Origin of the sequence: Photobacterium sp. CCB-ST2H9 (assembly GCF_023151555.2) — a bacterium.
In the GTDB taxonomy this organism is placed as follows: domain Bacteria; phylum Pseudomonadota; class Gammaproteobacteria; order Enterobacterales; family Vibrionaceae; genus Photobacterium.
Map to the genome: position 1 here is coordinate 1,149,999 of NZ_CP100426.1, position 15,807 is coordinate 1,165,805.

A 15,807-nucleotide genomic window follows, 5' to 3' on the forward strand; every position below is an offset into this window, starting at 1 on the left:
ACACAACGGCAGGAGGCACCATGTTCGGACAGCAATCCCCCATTCACTTTTCTCTGTTCACCTTCGGGCTGATGCTCGTGCTTTGCAGCGCCCACCTCAAAGCAGCCACCGTGCAACTGCCCCCCATGAACGCCCGGACCGATCAAACCTCTATCTCCGGCCTCTCATCCGGCGGCTTTATGGCAGCCCAGTTCCATATCGCCTATTCCGAATCACTGATGGGTGTCGGGATTGTCGCCGGTGGCCCCTGGAACTGCGCGGGCAACAACCCCTTCGTCAACCCGCTGGTCAACGCCACCACCACCTGCATGAATCCGTGCCAAAACGCACTGGGTGTTTGTCCGTCGACGTTATTTCCCAACAGTAGCTACCTGTCGGAACTGGCAAAAGTCACCGCAGAAAATGGCCGGATTGATGACACGAACAATATCAGAGATGACCAGGTTTACCTGTTTTCCGGCAGACTGGATGAAACTGTAGTGACGGGCGTGGTGGACACCGCGAAAGCGTTTTATCAAAAGCTGGATGTGCCGCTTTCACAGATTCACTATGACAAGAGTGTGGATGCCGGACATGCCTTTATCACCAACGATCCGGCTGATACCGCCTGTGATATCACCCAGTCGCCCTACATCAATCACTGTAACCTGCATCAGGCGCAGCGGATTCTGGAGCACATCTACGGCCCGTTGAAAGCCCCGGCAACCAGCCTTACCGGCGAATTGATTGCGTTTGATCAGAGCGAATTCTTCGATACCTCCCTGACCAGCATGGACAACACGGCTTATGTGTATATTCCGAAAAGCTGTCGCAGCGAATCCTGCAAAGTTCATGTCTCTGTGCATGGCTGCCGCCAGGGGATTTCCGTCATCGGCACCACTTATGTCACCGAAACCGGCTATTTGGAAGTCGCCGACACCAACAACATCATCGTGCTTTTCCCGCAGGTGAAAAAGTCTGAGTTTGTCCCTTACAACCCCCGCGGCTGCTGGGATTTCTGGGGCTACGGCACCATGGGGCAACCACCGTATAACTACTACACCAAAGATGCGCCGCAAATGCGGGCGATTCAGGGGATGATTTCGCGGCTGACGCAGGTGATGTGAGGCAATCATTTGAGGGCTCTGCATGTCTCGTATCATTTCTGCAGTGCCCCTCAGCATTTGGGGGCGCGCCAGATACGCTTTGCTGGCACAAAGCGTACCCAGACATGCCTTTTGGTTCTCTAATGTTGACCGGGCCGGGTGTAGGCCTCCCATCGCCGACAACCTAAAAATTCACCCATGAATTTTTCCCTGGGGTGTGGGTTTGCTTAAACTCTAACTCGTAATTTGCCCCAAACCAATTTAGAGCTTAAAAGCTGATCCAACATTTTGTGTCTTGATTGACCTATTTTATCTGATGGCTAACATTAACTGGGTCTGGAAAAAGTATCCTTGGGTAAAGCAGAAGCATGATCTATTTTATCGGACAAGCCTCTTAACAGTGTGAGTACACTATTTGAAATCGCTAAACATTGATCGTATCAATAAAGCCCGTCAGTCGAGATACCAGTTCGTCGCATAAATCACTAGAAGGACGAGAAGAGTGAGAAGGACTGGGAGGGCGAGCATCATTGCCAACTTTTTCATGGAGCTTTGTTTACCAAATACCACGCCTTCAGCTTTCCTCACCCTCCTCTCTTCATCAAAATGCCATTTAATAGCGAAGTAGGCTCCAATAGCTAATACAATAAGCTTAAAAGCTCCAGCAAAGTACGGAAAGAAGTTAGCCCAACTGCCGTTCATTATCTATCTCCATCAAATTAAATATCGATTTTGCGGTAGCAGAATCAAAGGTTCATGTTTAGTGCGCCCCCAAAGTCAGGCGTTCTAGCTAGCGCAAGTCTACTGCTCGCGATAGCTGTCCACAACTCTCTTTGCAATACCTGTAGTTAATGGTGGTTTGCTGAATTAGCAAAAGTACTGGCACATTTATGTCCATTTATCTTTTAGGCCGCTACAGATTAACATGGCGGTGGTAAGCCTATAAACCATGTCTTTAGCATTAACGGAGTGATCAGTGTTCCCCGATCTGCACCCTGCCCCACATCATCCAGGGCAATCCACTCTTCAATGTCAATAGAGATAGTATTTTGCTAGAAAACGCGCATAATCTTGCTATACAACACTCAATGAAGAAATTATCTATGACTGCTTTTCAATATTACTTTCATCAATTGCCTTGTTTTAACTGTAAAAAAACCACAGTAAGCACTGATCTGGGTTGGTTAACGGTTGCGATGAAAGATGATGTCCTAGCACAAGTGGCTGCGATTATCGCGCAAGGCAACGTTGAGCCAGATCTTTCGGTGAACGTGACTTGTACGAAAGAGGAAGCGCGTGATTACTTATTGCTGAATTTCTATGGTTACTCAGAAGAAGAACTCGCGGATCAAGTTGAAGCGGAAGATGAGCAAGAAGTCGCGGATGAAATAGCAGAGCTACTGGCAGAAGGTAACGATTCAGCAGTCTTTGAACACGAAATCGCACTCCAAAGTTGTACTGATTGCGACATTGATGAAGAGTCAAACTAAGCGTAATCGTTCAACTTAAACATGTTCGTCATAAGTAACATGATGTTCTGTTGATTCAAAGCGTTAGCAGAGTAGGGTTTGCTAACGCTTTTTTGTTTCTGCGGTTTTAAATTAGGCACTGTTCAAGGAGGCAGGGATTGCTTTTTACCTATCGCATCCTCCTATACTTGAGACATTGCTTGAAATACTAAATGAACAAAACCCCTGACACACTTTTGTCTGACCACGAGTTTAAAAACCAAGATTCACACAACCCCCTGGGAAAAATTCATGGGTGAATGTTTAGGCTGTCGGCGCCCAACACGCCGACAGCCCCAAAAAATCAACACTACCGCCCCACGCTTCTCCGCAACTCAGTCACCTGCTCATACCCAATACCCCAATTGTCCGTACTCACTTCATCAATCACCACAAACGTGGTTTCAGGATTCTTATTGAGTACCTCAACCACCAGTTGTGTCGCGCCTCGAATCAGCGCCTGTTTCTGGGCTTTTGTAACGCCTTCATCGGTCAGTTTAATGTTGATATAAGGCATGTGCCTTCTCCTCAGTTTGATGCCAGATCAGCGTACATTTTGTTGACGATACGCCACTGGCCGTTTTCTTTCAGCAAGCCAAGAAAGTCGATGTAGGTGTGACCCAGCAGCGGACACAACACTTTCACCATTGCCTGATCACCGATCACATCGGCCGATAAAATGCGGTAAGCAAATTCAGCACCCAGCGTATGGGGTTTCTCGCGTGAGCGGACAACCTCCAGCCATACTTCGACGCTTCGTCTTAAGTCCGGTGCTTTCAGAACTGCATCCGCATGAAAAATGCTGCTGAGTTTTTCGGTATCGCCGTGATGAATCCCTTCAAAATAGGTCTGAATGATTTCCGTGACCTGATCGAGATCCCGATGACGGATGTTGTGCAAATTCAAGGGCAAGCTCCTCTGGCTCATGCAAACTCTGGAACGGCTTGTTCAGCCTGGAGTGCTTTCTGGAAGTTCGGCATGGCAATCACGTGGTCAAGCATGCGCTGTACTTTCTCCGGAATCACAATGCTGACCGGAAAACTGGCGCCCCAGCGAGAATAAACGGCCAGCATGATATCCGCGGCAGAAACCTGTTCACCGCCGAGAAATGGCGACGATTCCAGCCGTTTCTCAACCACTAGCCAGAGCTGATTAATTGCAGCCGCCGCACTGTCGAAAAAAGCTTGCCGCTGCGTCTGATTTTCGATTGCATTTAAGGCAAAAAACAATCGGCCATAGGCCGGATGCATGGTTGCATTGGCAAACATGATGTCCTGAATCGCCTGTTGTCTTGCAGTTAGGTCATACACCGGTAACATCGGGTTTTGATGTTTTGTAAGCAGATAAATCATCACGGCAGCCCCTTCGCTTAAGGTTCTGTCACCATCGATCACGACCGGCACTGTGCCCGCAGGGTTGATGGCCGTGAAATCGGCGACCTGTTGTTTCTGAATGAGCGTGACGTCCTGACCCAGTTCACGAAGGACAACCTGAGTGGCCAGTGAGCAAGCGCCTGGCACGAAATAAAGCGTATACATGGTGTTTCTCCTGTTCTGTTTGGTGATGTGAGCCATTCCAGCTCCCTGAACTCAGTTCGTCCGCACAGCCACTTAAACATCAAACCGGACGATGGAGAAAAGTGTATGGTGATGAAAGCGCTTTATATATAGTGACAATGTGAACTGAATGTTCGCAAAATGGAAACAGTCAACATCAACAGGGAATACGAAAGCTTTGAATAAACTCCGGGGAATGGCGCTCTTTGTGCGTCTGGCAGATTTAGGCAGTTTTACGCGGGTTGCCGAGCAAAACAACACGTCCAAATCTATGATCAGTAAAGAAATTGGTCGGCTCGAGGATGAACTTGGGGTCCGCCTGCTGCACAGAACAACGCGCAATGTTCAGCTCACCCATGCAGGGGAAGCGTATTTACAGCGGGCCCGGAAAATCCTGGCGGATATCAATGAAGCCGATGCCTTTGTGCAATCGCTGCAACAGACACCCCGGGGCAAGCTCAGGATCAATGCGCCGATGGTACTGGGGATCACCGATCTGGCAGATATGTTTGCCGATTTTATGCGTCAGTTCCCCGACATTGATTTAGACATTCACCTTGGCGATGAAGATGTCGACTTGGTTGAGCAAGGGTTTGATCTCGGATTTCGCGCAGCCAGCCATCCGTTTGACTCCAGTTACGTGGGCCGGCCACTGACAACGTTTCAGTACCGGATCTGTGCATCCCGTCGATATCTGGATCGTTATGGCAGCATTGAGCACCCCAAAGATCTCCTCCACCACAATTGCTTTGAATATGCCTACTTCAAAGGGAAAAATGTCTGGCCCATCGAAGATGGGATTCCCATCAAGGGGTCACTACGCGTAAACAGCACCCTATTTATGTTAGAGGCGATCAAGGCCGATCAGGGCGTCGGATTTCTGCCAGATTTCGTGTGCCGGGACGCGTTAAAAAACGGAGAAGTAGTCGAAGTCCTGAAAGACGTACAAAAGCCTTCTCTCACACTGTATGCCCTCTACCCAGCCAGACATTTCGTTCCAGCCACCGTCATCCAATGTATTGCGTTTCTGGAGCAATGGTTTTCAGAGCCATGACTAAATATTACACTTTGTACAACTGCAAGCCCTTTGGGTTCAGTTACAGGGCAAGCTCAGTCACAGGAAATATCACGGATGAATTTTCAGATTGTAGACGCCTGTGACTGAGCTGAATCACACCAGAAAATGCATTTCTGAATCATCTTGATGCCAGAAAAACCGATCAGGCACGCCTCAAGACATGCGGAAATAAGCCCTAAATGAATGCACGAAGTACGAGCGAACATTCAGAAATTACATCCTAAAAAATCAAACTCCGTCCAAATCAAAGCACCTGAATGGAAAGTTCATTTGTAATTTTTGAATTCATTAGTGTTGAATTTACTTACATCAATATTAATTTCAAAATGTGTCTTAAAATTTCATGACCTTACAGACTGGAAATCACCATAATCAAACATTATAGTGTGCGGAATTAACCAATACAGTGCTACGTTGAAAGCAATCAAGCTTATCTTCTCATGCACTTTAATGTGAATATCTAAACAACAGGAAAAATTATGAAATACATTTTGACCCTACTTCTGTCAGCACTTTCATTCAATTTATACGCTGCTGAAATGAAGTCTGTCGTTGGAACAATTGATCAGGTTCAGGTCATGGGTAAAAACTACGAGACGTATTCCACCAATGGTGAAGCGATCGCTTTTATCCATATGGACGAACTGCCTGTTTCATGTAATAACCCCGGCAAATACAAACGAGTAGCTATCACCTCAAATCACCCTGCATTTAATATCGTTGTCAGCACAGCATTAGCGGCCAAAGCGGCCGGTCAAAAAGTAGAACTGTACTATTTAGAAGAATGTACGCTCTGGAATTCAAATGCCTGGGATTTCGCTATATTAACGACGAAATAAGCATTTCACAGTACCTTGTTGTTTCCTGACATCGCATGTTGTACTCCTTTTTCAGTGTGCATCGTTCCAAAAATGTCGGCTGAATGAAAACAACAGATCATGAAAAGCGGCATCCAGCCGCTTTTCCAACGCAACACTGATTTAGTATCAACGACATGCAACACACCTTTAAAAATCACATCATGATTACACTTAATAACCCTTCTGATTAAGCCGAACCAGTTTTGCAAACACACTGAGGGCTTTTTTCCCCTCAGCATTGGCGAACGACATCGCTTCTTCAGGCGTCAGGAAAAACTCCCGTTCACAACCATCACCAATGGCTCGTTCCCAAAACAAAAGGCCATCATTTCTTAGGCTGATTTGGTAATAACCATGCTCAGAAGGATTACACTCCTCAAATTCTGAGGCTTCTGATTCCTTTCGACCATACTTCGCCTGTATCGTTTCAGGAAGCGGGTGCGAATATGGATTGTCATAACGTGATTGATTCACCGGTATTGCCATAAACCAACGCCAGGGATTAATTTCCTCGCCGGTCGCCAGCGAAAAGTAACTTGTATGGTAGCTGATGCCTCTCGATCCTGTGCCTACCGCCCACGAGTAGAAACGTACGCCCAGCCACAAGCCATTCAGAAAAACGGGGCTGACCGATGTTTCGTCGTACTTCGCTAAACCATTCCCCTGCAAAAAACTCTCCAGCGTCTCCAGTTGCCGTTCGACATTTTCCTCAGAGGTGACACGTGCATTTAAAGCTGCATTGATCGCCTGGCTGCTCGGAAAGTTGGCAGCCAGTTCAATTGAATTGTCTCCCCCATAGGCGACGTCCCGGTATTGCCAGCCGAACCAGTCTTTCCACTCTCCTTTCTTCCATTTGAGTGTTTTTTGCAGCGCAGAAAGAAATTCCTCTTCCCCGCAATTATTATCGAGATCATGGTATTCAAATTTCAGAGACAAAGGTAAAGACGAGGTCCCTGATACGGTAGACCACTGCCCTGAAATGTGATTGCCTGGCTGACCAGTGAGTTCCCAGCGGCCGGTATCACCCTGTTCGATCCAGAATCCATCTTTCAGGGTCAGCGTAATCGGCGTTTTATAGCGCTGATAATAGTAAATCGCCTGCTGACCTGAATCCTGAAAGCACACTTTGATGGAAGACTTACCGATCGTACCGGACCACACACCAGCCGGTGCGAATGTCGATGCGGAAACGGTCGGAGAGAGGCTCAAAAGAAGCGACATGGGAAGAACGAATTTGAGTTTTTTCACACGATACCTGCGATTCGGGGGTGAACGATACAAAATGGAAAGGCCACAGTTGAAACGACATGAAAATCTGTCTCAGTTGCCTTTTTCATTGCCCTATCTTCAGTGCATAAGGCCATGATTCAAATCATAAAAAGCCAATTTCTTAACCTGTATTCCAATTTCACGAAATTGATGTGCTTCGGCTTCAATCTCAGGGCACCAATTTCAAACCGCCCCTCTGGTTTTGCCATGCTCAGCGGCGCTGCAAGGGCACTTAACCGATTGATTGCATTCAACTAATGATAATTTACACATATTCAACAACCCAGTAGGATGAATGCCTTTCACGGCCTCTGTGCATATCACACAAATTATAAGGAAATCATTGTGTTGTATTCAGAAAGACTCATAATGCGTCCCGTAAGTCAGACCGATGTTGAAGATTTATTCGCTATCTATGGCGACCCGGAAACCAATCGTTTCAACCCTGCCGGGCCATTTCCGAATATCCAGTATGCTGCATCTGTAATGTGCCGCTGGCTTGAGCACTGGAACGCGCACGGTTTTGGTATGTGGGCAATCGCAACCCGAAAAGAACCAGAAAGCGTGATTGGTTTTGGTGGCCTGAGTCTCTTTGAGTTTGAGGGAAAAACGATGAATAACCTGGGCTACCGGCTGAGCACAGCGTCTTGGGGAAAAGGGTATGCGACGGAATTTTCAAAATGGGCGCTGTCATTCGGTTTTGTCGATTTAGAGCTTGAACAAATTTCAGCCCGAGTCCGGGCAAACCACCTCGCATCCCTGCAAGTGCTGAAAAAATCAGGATTCCGAAACGAACAAACCATTCAGGATGTCAAAGATGCGCCGGCAAGTTTGCTTTTTCATATGAGTAAAGCGGAGTGGGAAGCATCCGAAGCCCTGGCCTGAGTCAGCGGATATCAACGGGCTTTCTGCCACATCCCACCGTTGATGCCCACGCGGGTTCATGGCGTCTGTATCACCGTGCGTATCATCACACCGTCCTGAACCCGGTCACTGGGATAGGCGATCACTTGATCGCCGACGGAGAGCCCTGCCAGCACTTCGGCATACTGGCCTGTAAGATGGCCGATCTGAATGGCCTGCAAACGCGCGCGGCCATCGTCATCTCTGAATACGGCCCAGTCACGGCCATGACGAAAAATCGCAGCAATGGGAACACGCAGCACGTGATCGCCATGCCAGACTGCAATGCGCACATCCACCTGAAAACCGTGGCCAAGCGCCGCCCATTTGTCCTTTGGATCAGAAAAATCGATGAGCACGTTCACGCGCTGCTCCTCGATGCCAAGCGATGAAACTTTGGTGGTGCCTGCCAGTTCTATCCGGCGAACGGTGCCATTTAAGACGCCTGCGCCGCCCCAGTTATCGATATCCACGTGATCACCGGGCTGAATCCGCACGGCATCGCGCGATAACAGGTCAGCAGCGATTTCGAGATTGTCCGGATCGCCGGTTTCCATCAAAGGTGTCCCCGCCGCCACGACGGCTTCACTCTCCTGAAAAATCCGCAAAATTTTTCCATCGGCCGGTGCGATGATCTCGACTTGAGACTGCCGGACTGCTGCTGCCTCACCAGGTTGCAGCAGTGCAGCCTTCGCCTGCTGAAATTCAGCTTCTTTTTGCAACAGAACCGACTCTGCCGTCGTCAGTCCCGCTTCCGCCGCACGTAAAACCTGCCGGGCCTGATCCTGCCTGTCGATCGACACCGCATCCTTCTGCGCAAGTTTCCCGGCCCGCTTAAAATCAATCCGGGCATATTCGAGACGGGCTAAGGCGCTTTTCACCTGTGCCCTGGCTGCATCCCTTGACTCTTCCGCCGCATGCATGGCCGATGCACGTTCAAGTTGCGTCCGGGCATCCAGCAATGGTGACACCGCAGGCTGCAAAACCGCCAATACAGCACCGGTGGTCACGTCATCACCGGCATCTTTTTCAATCCGCAACAAACGGCCGGATACCGGCGCGGTCAGGGTATAGACCTCTTTCACGCGGGTGATGGCATCATCATCGACGGTTTCTGTCATAGGCCCTTCCGTCACCATCACGACTTCAACGTCGATCGCTCGGGGCCAGAACGCGAAGGTCAGACCAGCAACCAGCAACAAGATAAACAGTAAAGTCCAGCGGTATTTCCTGAACGGCATAGGCTATTCCCTTTCCTTGAGCACGCTGAGCAGGTCAAGCTCTCCCAGACGATAGAGCGCCAGCAGGCCGCTGAAAATGGCGGCAATCAAAATCACAAGCACGGCATAGCCATAAGTTGATGGTTCGATCGCAAACGGAATACGGTAAAGATCGGACGCAAAAAAAGTCACTATCAGCCGGACCAGTCCGTATCCGAGAATGCATCCCAAAGGCAGTGCCAGAAGAGTCAGCAACGCGACTTCGCCGCCCAGAATCCATGCGACTTCTCGTTGATGAAAACCAAGCACACGCAGCAGGGAAAACTCCCGGGAGCGTTCAATCAGGGTCAGGCGCGCATTGTTATACACGACCCCAAACGCCAGCACCGATGCAAACAGCACATAAAATGTCACGATGGTGAACAGGTTCTGCTGGATCAGCCTGCGAAACAGTGCCTCTGACACATCCAGCGCCGTAACACCGGCCACAAAAGGCATCTCTCTGATTTTCCTGTAAATAGATTCTAGTTTAGAGGCATCGACCGTGACGATCGCCGTATTCGCCACCGGTCCGTCACGAAGATAACGATTGAGTGTCGTCCGGCTGATGTATGCGGACAACCCGACGTATTCCTTGCTGACGCCGGTTACGGGAATCCGGAAATCCGGCATCCGGCCTTCCAGTATTTCAATGCGCATCAAGTCGCCCTGCCGAATATTCAGGTACCGGGCCAGCCATTCATTCAGCACAACGCCTTGTGCAGGCAAAAAGATTTTTCGACCGTCAATGTCCAGTGGCTGACTCAGTTCAGCGCCCGGATCCAGCCCCTGAATGGCCGTCCGTTTCGAAAGATGCCCGGCCACCAGACGGGCAGAGACATTGCGCTGTAACTCAACCTTCAGCACACCATCCAGATGGCGGATATCTGCTGCGGCGCTGTCTGGCCTGATTTCCGTAAAACTGATCGTCAAGTCCTGACGGTTATTGCGATGGAAAAACGATTCAAGCATGACATCAATCGAGTCGAAAAAATTCAGCGTCGACAGAAGCAAAGCGATCGACAGTGTCACCCCAAGCACAGTTAACCCCGAACGGAACGGCCAGCGCACAAGATGCCGCACCACCATTCGGCCGGATGGTGTGATCCCGCGAAACAGCCCTATTTTTTCGCCGAGCCCGGTCTGATACAGCGGTGGGGGCGGCGGTGCCATCGCAACAGCCGGTGGCAGCCGGACCGCCTTGCGAATCGCAGCCAGGGCGCCCAGACCAGCCGCGGCCAGACTGATTGTGGCCGCCCCGAGGAAAACCCCGGGGGTGATATGGTAACGCAGCACGGGAAACTTAAAATAGGCGATGTACAATTCCGCCATGCCGTGCCCCATCCACAGCCCTGAGGGCCAACCAATCAGAATCCCGACACAGGCTATAACCAGCGCCGTTTGCAAATAGTGAAATCCGATCGCGTTATCACTGTAACCGATGGCTTTCAGAAGACCGAGCTGTCCGCGCTCCGTTTCCACCAGTCGGCCGATGGCAATGTTCAGCAGAAAAACCGCGGTCCCCAAAAAAATCGGCGGCATAATGCGGGTCATGGATTTCAGTTCCTTCAGCTCACTGCTGATAAAGGAATCAGATCGCTGATCTTCCCGGGTGAAGGCGCCGGTCCCCCCGTAGCGCCTGAGGATCCGGTCAAGCCCGGCAACCACTTCGTCCGGATTGGCGGCGGGGCTGAGTTTCAGCGCAACTTCATTAAATGCACCTTTCAGATTCCCTGCTGACGCCAGCGCGTCCCGGTTCATCCAGAAAATCCCAAAACGTTTGTTATCCGGAATCAAATCACCGGGACCGAGCGCATAGACAAACTCAGGGGATAAGGCGATACCCGCGACCGTAAAATGATGCTGTTTTCCGTAAATTGTCGCATGAATCGGATCACCCGGATGCAAATCGTGGGCCTGAGCAAAGGCTTCATGCACCAGCACCTGTTCCGTTGAATCGGCCTCGGGCCAGTGACCAGACCGCAGCACCAGCTGATTGAGTGGGTTCACCCCTTCCGGCAGGGAAATAAACAGGCCCCGGACAGGTTCAATGACCCCCGGCATGTCCAGCAACGCATATTCCCGGATGCTGGTGCTTGCGTGGACCACGCCGGAAATTTGTCCGATTTCGGCCAGCGTACTGTCCGGAGCACGCTTGAGGCTGGCGAAGACATCCGCAAAACGGTATTGCTCGTAATACAGGTTTCGGGTCAGTTCAAGGGAGCGGTAAGTCCCGGAGGAAAGCACGATCATGGCAACAGCAGCGGCAATGACCAGGGCAATCGCCAGCACCTGACCCCGGATTTGCCAGAGATTGCGGATCAGTTTTTTCTCCAGCGCACGCATAGCGATTACCACATCAGCGCCGAAGCGGGCTGCCGTTTTTCATTCCGTTCTTCTTTGACGATCCTGCCGTCGGCAAAATGCAGCACCCGGTCACCAATCGCCGCTATCGATGCATTATGCGTGATGATGATCGTTGTGGTGCCCAGCGTTTCATTGACTCCGACAAGCGCGTCCAGCACCTTAATCCCTGTTGTACTGTCGAGCGCACCGGTAGGCTCATCGCACAAAAGCACCTTTGGTTTTTTCACCAGCGCCCGGGCCACGGCAACACGCTGCTGCTCACCGCCAGAAAGTTGTGAAGGAAAATGGTCAGCACGCGCTTTCAGACCCACCATATCCAATGCTTCGTCCACGGGCATCGGATCACGCACAATATCTGAAACCAGTGCCACATTCTCCCGGGCATTGAGGCTGGGGATCAGGTTGTAGAACTGAAAAACGAAACCGGCATAATGACGTCGGTACTGGGTGAGGTATCGTTCATCCTGTCCGGACAGTTCATTGCCTTCGAAAATGATCTGTCCGCCCGTCGGAGTATCCAGCCCGCCAATCAGATTCAGGAAAGTTGATTTCCCGCTTCCCGAAGGACCGAGCAAAACAACCATTTCTCCTTTCCGGATCTCAAGGTCTACGCCCCGCAGCGCCCTGACCTCGATCTCTCCGGTGAAATAGGTTTTTGTCAGGCCTCTGATTTGATAAGCCATATGTTGATCCGATGCATGCATCATATCCCGCCATCACTTTCACCAGAATTGGAATCCATAAGCTCTGATCCGCATCTTGCATCAATCCCCAAAGCGCAAGTTCCGCCTTGTTTCAAGCGCAAATAAACAACGGATAAAACAATCATGAAAGGTCAAAAAAACGCAATCATTGATGGCTTTAAGCATAGGCAATCACACAGCGTTCAGGACAGTTCTGAATGGAATGAGTCATTTATCTTTCAACGCATCTCATCGCATTCCTTCTCCGCCCAGTCTCGCGCTTTGAACACGGCTTCACTCAAACTCCGGCCATACTTCTTTCCATGATGATGCCCTGTCAGACAGTCCCCCCTGCTGGCCGACAGGGCATGCATCATACTCATCCCCTCAAGTCATAGGAAAAACGCATGAAGACTCAATTTGTTGTTCTGACGCCCGTCAAACTGATCCTGGGCCTTTTTCTGCTCATGACCACGATGACTGCGGCGGCTGATGATATCCGCACAGAACGCGTACAGTTCCAGAAAGGTGCAACCAGTGCAGTCGTCGAAGACTCGATTCAAGGCTATGAAGTCGTCGACTATGTCCTCAATGCCCGGGAAGGACAAACCATGAATGTCAGCATTGCCACCAAAAACACCGCAACCTATTTCAACATTATGGCTCCGGGAGAAAATGAGGCCGCGATGTTTAACGGCTCGGTGAACGGAAATCAGTTTGAAGGACAGCTGCCTGCCAGCGGCGACTACAAAGTGCGGGTCTACATGATGCGCTCCGCAGCGCGCAGAAATGAAGTTGCGGATTACCGCCTGGAAATGATCATCAACAGCGGAAAATAGTTCGGGGAAATTTACTTTCGGACGGCATCCGCATTGCGCAGATCAGCATCGCAGACACTAACATTGCAAAAATTGACCATCGCAAAAATAGACGCCTGCCTTCAAACAGCCAATGGAATATCTCCCTGCCCTGTTTCCATTGGCTGTCCCTGAATATCATCAAGACGCCCGACAGACAAAGTAAAATCCCCATTCCTTGTTCAGTTTCAATACGTTGCTCGGGGTCAGTGCCTCTGATAAACTCCGCACCTCTTCTGCCGCCGACGTATACACTGAATGTTTCGCACCTTCCTGATTGCTTCACTGACTCTTGTTCCGTTCACAAGCTCAGCCATAGAACTGGCGGTCGGCCTTCAAAGTACACTCAGTCATCTTGAAATCGAGGATCTCTCAAACGGAGATCAAGAAGTGGCGGTGATGACCAGTGGCTTCCAGCTTTTTCCGACAGCTTCACTAATCTCTGATCCGTATTACTTTTCTGAGAACTCAAACATTGGGGTTCAGTTTCAGGTCGACTGGTCATTTTTTAAAGCCGATCGACAGGAAATCAATGACGGGACAGAGACCGTCGATCTCGGCACCTCGATCAAGGCTTATGCCCTCACGGCCGTTCCTGTGGTGTTTTACCAGTTCAACCGACATGCCGCCAAAGACTGGAATGTCAAAATCGGGGCGGGGCTGGGCGTGGGGTATCTGGATTTAACCGGGAAATATATGATCACAAATTCAGTGACAGAATCCGGTGAAATCAGAAAGGTGAACAAGAACGGGCTGGGGATGGCAATCAATGTTTACCTGGAAGGCAACGTCGGTAACCACATGTTGCTGCTGTATAACTTCAGCCCGGTCCTGAGTGATAAAACGGATGACTTTCAGGAGCACAATGTCGTGCTGGCCTATAAGTACCGGTTCAGTCTTGATGATCTCTGGTCCGCCGAATAAACAAAAAAGCGCTCAAGGTTGAGCGCTTTTTCAGTCTTCAGCCGGTCATGCGTTCACTGTTTTCAGCAAACTCATTCAGCACCACAGTTTGTGCCCGTTTGAAGAAGTTAAAATCAGTCGCGGTCGCACTGGTGTAGGCGCCCATCATCCGGCCGATCACCAGGTCACCATTCTCCAGCTTGGGCAGCATGATATTTTCTGCAATCACATCAATACTGTCGCAGGTAGGCCCGGATAATACGCTCGGGATACACTCGCCACCCTGATTCAGGGTGACCAGCGGATACTTGGCATCATCGAACATCAAACCACTGAATGAACCGTAAATGCCGTCATCCAGGTAGTACCACATCTGACCTTCGCGTTCCGCCTGCCCCATGACGGAAGCCACACTGGTGACGGCCTGCGCCACGATAAAGCGTCCGGGTTCAGCCAGCACCTGCACGGTTTCCGGCAGTTCACTGAGCGCTTCGTTGATCGGCACGCAAAACTGGTCAATCGGCATCACTTGCTGCGTGTAGCTGACCGGGAAACCGCCACCGATATCCAGTGTGCTCAGTGCCGGCAGTCCACGTTCAACCACCTGCTCCATCACCGCTTTACAGGTCCGGATCGCATTCACGTATTTCTGCGGGTTCATGGTTTGCGAACCCACATGGAATGACAGACCTTTGATACGAATGTTCCACGCCTGTGCCGTTTCGATAATGGTCAGTGCCTGCTCAGGCGAGCAGCCAAACTTTTTCGATAAATCGGCGAAAGCCTCTGAATTCCGGAAACTCAGACGTACCAGCAGCTCAACGTCATGCTGATAAGGCTTGAATTTCTCCAGCTCATTCAGGTTATCGACCACAAATACATTGCAACCGTAGGCCAGCGCGTCACGGATGTCTGAATCACGTTTGATCGGGTGCGTATGAATAGTGCGTTCAGCAGGAATACCTTCCTGCGCCACCAGCTCAACTTCACCTGTGGTTGCCAGATCGAAGCTTGCGCCTTCATCCAGCAGCGTTCTGACCACAGCCGGCAGCGGCAGCGGTTTGAGCGCAAAGTGAAGGGTTACATTCGGTAAAGCCTGCTTCAGCGCACGATACTGCTGGCGAACCACATCGCAGTCCAGCATCAGGAGCGGGGCACCGAATTGCGCCACAGAAGATTCAATTAAATGAACTTCTTCCGCAGACAGGGTTTGATTGGTGAACGATTGAAAATCTAATACCGAATGGGCGTGAGCCATCATCAGCCTCCAACATGTATGAGCACTTTTCATTGCAGTGTGATGAAAAGTGGAGCGTCAAAAAAAGCGCAGATGCGCAGTCAAAGTCACTCTTGGATAGTTGCTCTATCGCCTTGCCACATGTCAGCTGTGATGTACTCGGATTGGCTATCATCAAGAAGCGGCGCGATATTAAGGTCATCATGTAACCAGTGCAATAAAAAAGTACGGCCGTGAGCACA

Annotated in this window: 16 protein-coding genes; 7 read left to right on the top strand and 9 right to left on the bottom strand. The window is 50.2% G+C overall.

The window, feature by feature from the left end; translation table 11 throughout:
• The first annotated feature begins 20 nt into the window (after positions 1–20).
• A complete protein-coding gene (locus tag L4174_RS21925; RefSeq protein WP_248143187.1) occupies positions 21–1,106 on the top strand; it encodes a poly(3-hydroxybutyrate) depolymerase in 1,086 nt (361 codons plus the stop codon).
• 432 nt (positions 1,107–1,538) lie between these two features.
• Here L4174_RS21925 and L4174_RS21930 read toward each other — a convergent pair whose 3' ends face one another.
• Positions 1,539–1,787 (bottom strand): hypothetical protein, encoded by a 249-nt coding sequence (locus L4174_RS21930; protein ID WP_248143186.1) that lies wholly within the window; start codon positions 1,785–1,787, stop codon positions 1,539–1,541.
• Positions 1,788–2,188: 401 nt separating this feature from the next.
• On the opposite strand from L4174_RS21930, the gene L4174_RS21935 reads away from it, so the two are divergent.
• The gene (locus tag L4174_RS21935) at positions 2,189–2,575 is read left to right on the top strand and encodes a hypothetical protein (RefSeq protein ID WP_248143185.1); all 387 of its coding nucleotides are present in this window, start codon (positions 2,189–2,191) and stop codon (positions 2,573–2,575) included.
• 328 nt (positions 2,576–2,903) lie between these two features.
• On the opposite strand, the gene L4174_RS21940 is transcribed toward L4174_RS21935, so the two are convergent.
• From L4174_RS21940 to L4174_RS21950, 3 genes are read right to left on the bottom strand one after another with little or no spacing between them, the layout of a single operon-like run.
• Entirely contained in the window at positions 2,904–3,110 is a 207-nt protein-coding gene (locus L4174_RS21940; RefSeq protein WP_248143183.1) for a 4-oxalocrotonate tautomerase family protein, read from the bottom strand.
• A gap of 11 nt (positions 3,111–3,121) precedes the next feature.
• The gene (locus L4174_RS21945) at positions 3,122–3,499 is read right to left on the bottom strand and encodes a nuclear transport factor 2 family protein (protein WP_248143182.1); all 378 of its coding nucleotides are present in this window, start codon (positions 3,497–3,499) and stop codon (positions 3,122–3,124) included.
• A 17-nt stretch (positions 3,500–3,516) separates the two neighbouring features.
• Positions 3,517–4,131 (bottom strand): glutathione S-transferase family protein, encoded by a 615-nt coding sequence (locus tag L4174_RS21950; protein ID WP_248143180.1) that lies wholly within the window; start codon positions 4,129–4,131, stop codon positions 3,517–3,519.
• Between the two features lie 148 nt (positions 4,132–4,279).
• On the opposite strand from L4174_RS21950, the gene L4174_RS21955 reads away from it, so the two are divergent.
• Together L4174_RS21955 and L4174_RS21960 are read left to right on the top strand one after the other, a co-directional pair.
• Positions 4,280–5,203 carry a LysR substrate-binding domain-containing protein gene (locus tag L4174_RS21955; RefSeq protein WP_248143178.1) on the top strand — a complete coding sequence of 308 codons (924 nt, stop codon included), beginning with the start codon at positions 4,280–4,282 and terminating at the stop codon, positions 5,201–5,203.
• A gap of 503 nt (positions 5,204–5,706) precedes the next feature.
• Positions 5,707–6,066 (top strand): hypothetical protein, encoded by a 360-nt coding sequence (locus tag L4174_RS21960; RefSeq protein WP_248143176.1) that lies wholly within the window; start codon positions 5,707–5,709, stop codon positions 6,064–6,066.
• A 192-nt stretch (positions 6,067–6,258) separates the two neighbouring features.
• On the opposite strand, the gene L4174_RS21965 is transcribed toward L4174_RS21960, so the two are convergent.
• Positions 6,259–7,335, bottom strand: coding sequence for a hypothetical protein (locus L4174_RS21965; RefSeq protein ID WP_248143175.1), 1,077 nt, complete (start codon positions 7,333–7,335; stop codon positions 6,259–6,261).
• A 390-nt stretch (positions 7,336–7,725) separates the two neighbouring features.
• On the opposite strand from L4174_RS21965, the gene L4174_RS21970 reads away from it, so the two are divergent.
• On the top strand, positions 7,726–8,241 hold the full coding sequence (locus tag L4174_RS21970) for a GNAT family N-acetyltransferase (RefSeq protein ID WP_248143174.1): 516 nt from the start codon (positions 7,726–7,728) through the stop codon (positions 8,239–8,241).
• 56 nt (positions 8,242–8,297) lie between these two features.
• On the opposite strand, the gene L4174_RS21975 is transcribed toward L4174_RS21970, so the two are convergent.
• The 3 genes from L4174_RS21975 to L4174_RS21985 are packed head-to-tail and all read right to left on the bottom strand — an operon-like array spanning position 8,298 to position 12,568.
• The gene (locus tag L4174_RS21975) at positions 8,298–9,500 is read right to left on the bottom strand and encodes an efflux RND transporter periplasmic adaptor subunit (RefSeq protein ID WP_248143173.1); all 1,203 of its coding nucleotides are present in this window, start codon (positions 9,498–9,500) and stop codon (positions 8,298–8,300) included.
• Positions 9,501–9,503: 3 nt separating this feature from the next.
• The gene (locus tag L4174_RS21980; protein WP_254589145.1) at positions 9,504–11,876 is read right to left on the bottom strand and encodes an ABC transporter permease; all 2,373 of its coding nucleotides are present in this window, start codon (positions 11,874–11,876) and stop codon (positions 9,504–9,506) included.
• Positions 11,870–12,568 carry an ABC transporter ATP-binding protein gene (locus L4174_RS21985; RefSeq protein ID WP_248143171.1) on the bottom strand — a complete coding sequence of 233 codons (699 nt, stop codon included), beginning with the start codon at positions 12,566–12,568 and terminating at the stop codon, positions 11,870–11,872. Before L4174_RS21985 ends, L4174_RS21980 begins: the two co-directional genes overlap by 7 nt.
• A gap of 407 nt (positions 12,569–12,975) precedes the next feature.
• On the opposite strand from L4174_RS21985, the gene L4174_RS21990 reads away from it, so the two are divergent.
• Both L4174_RS21990 and L4174_RS21995 read left to right on the top strand, forming a co-directional pair.
• Positions 12,976–13,407 carry a hypothetical protein gene (locus tag L4174_RS21990; protein ID WP_248143170.1) on the top strand — a complete coding sequence of 144 codons (432 nt, stop codon included), beginning with the start codon at positions 12,976–12,978 and terminating at the stop codon, positions 13,405–13,407.
• A gap of 276 nt (positions 13,408–13,683) precedes the next feature.
• Entirely contained in the window at positions 13,684–14,349 is a 666-nt protein-coding gene (locus tag L4174_RS21995; RefSeq protein ID WP_248143168.1) for a hypothetical protein, read from the top strand.
• A 37-nt stretch (positions 14,350–14,386) separates the two neighbouring features.
• Here L4174_RS21995 and L4174_RS22000 read toward each other — a convergent pair whose 3' ends face one another.
• A complete protein-coding gene (locus L4174_RS22000) occupies positions 14,387–15,586 on the bottom strand; it encodes a type III PLP-dependent enzyme (protein ID WP_371929448.1) in 1,200 nt (399 codons plus the stop codon).
• Positions 15,587–15,807: the final 221 nt, after the last annotated feature.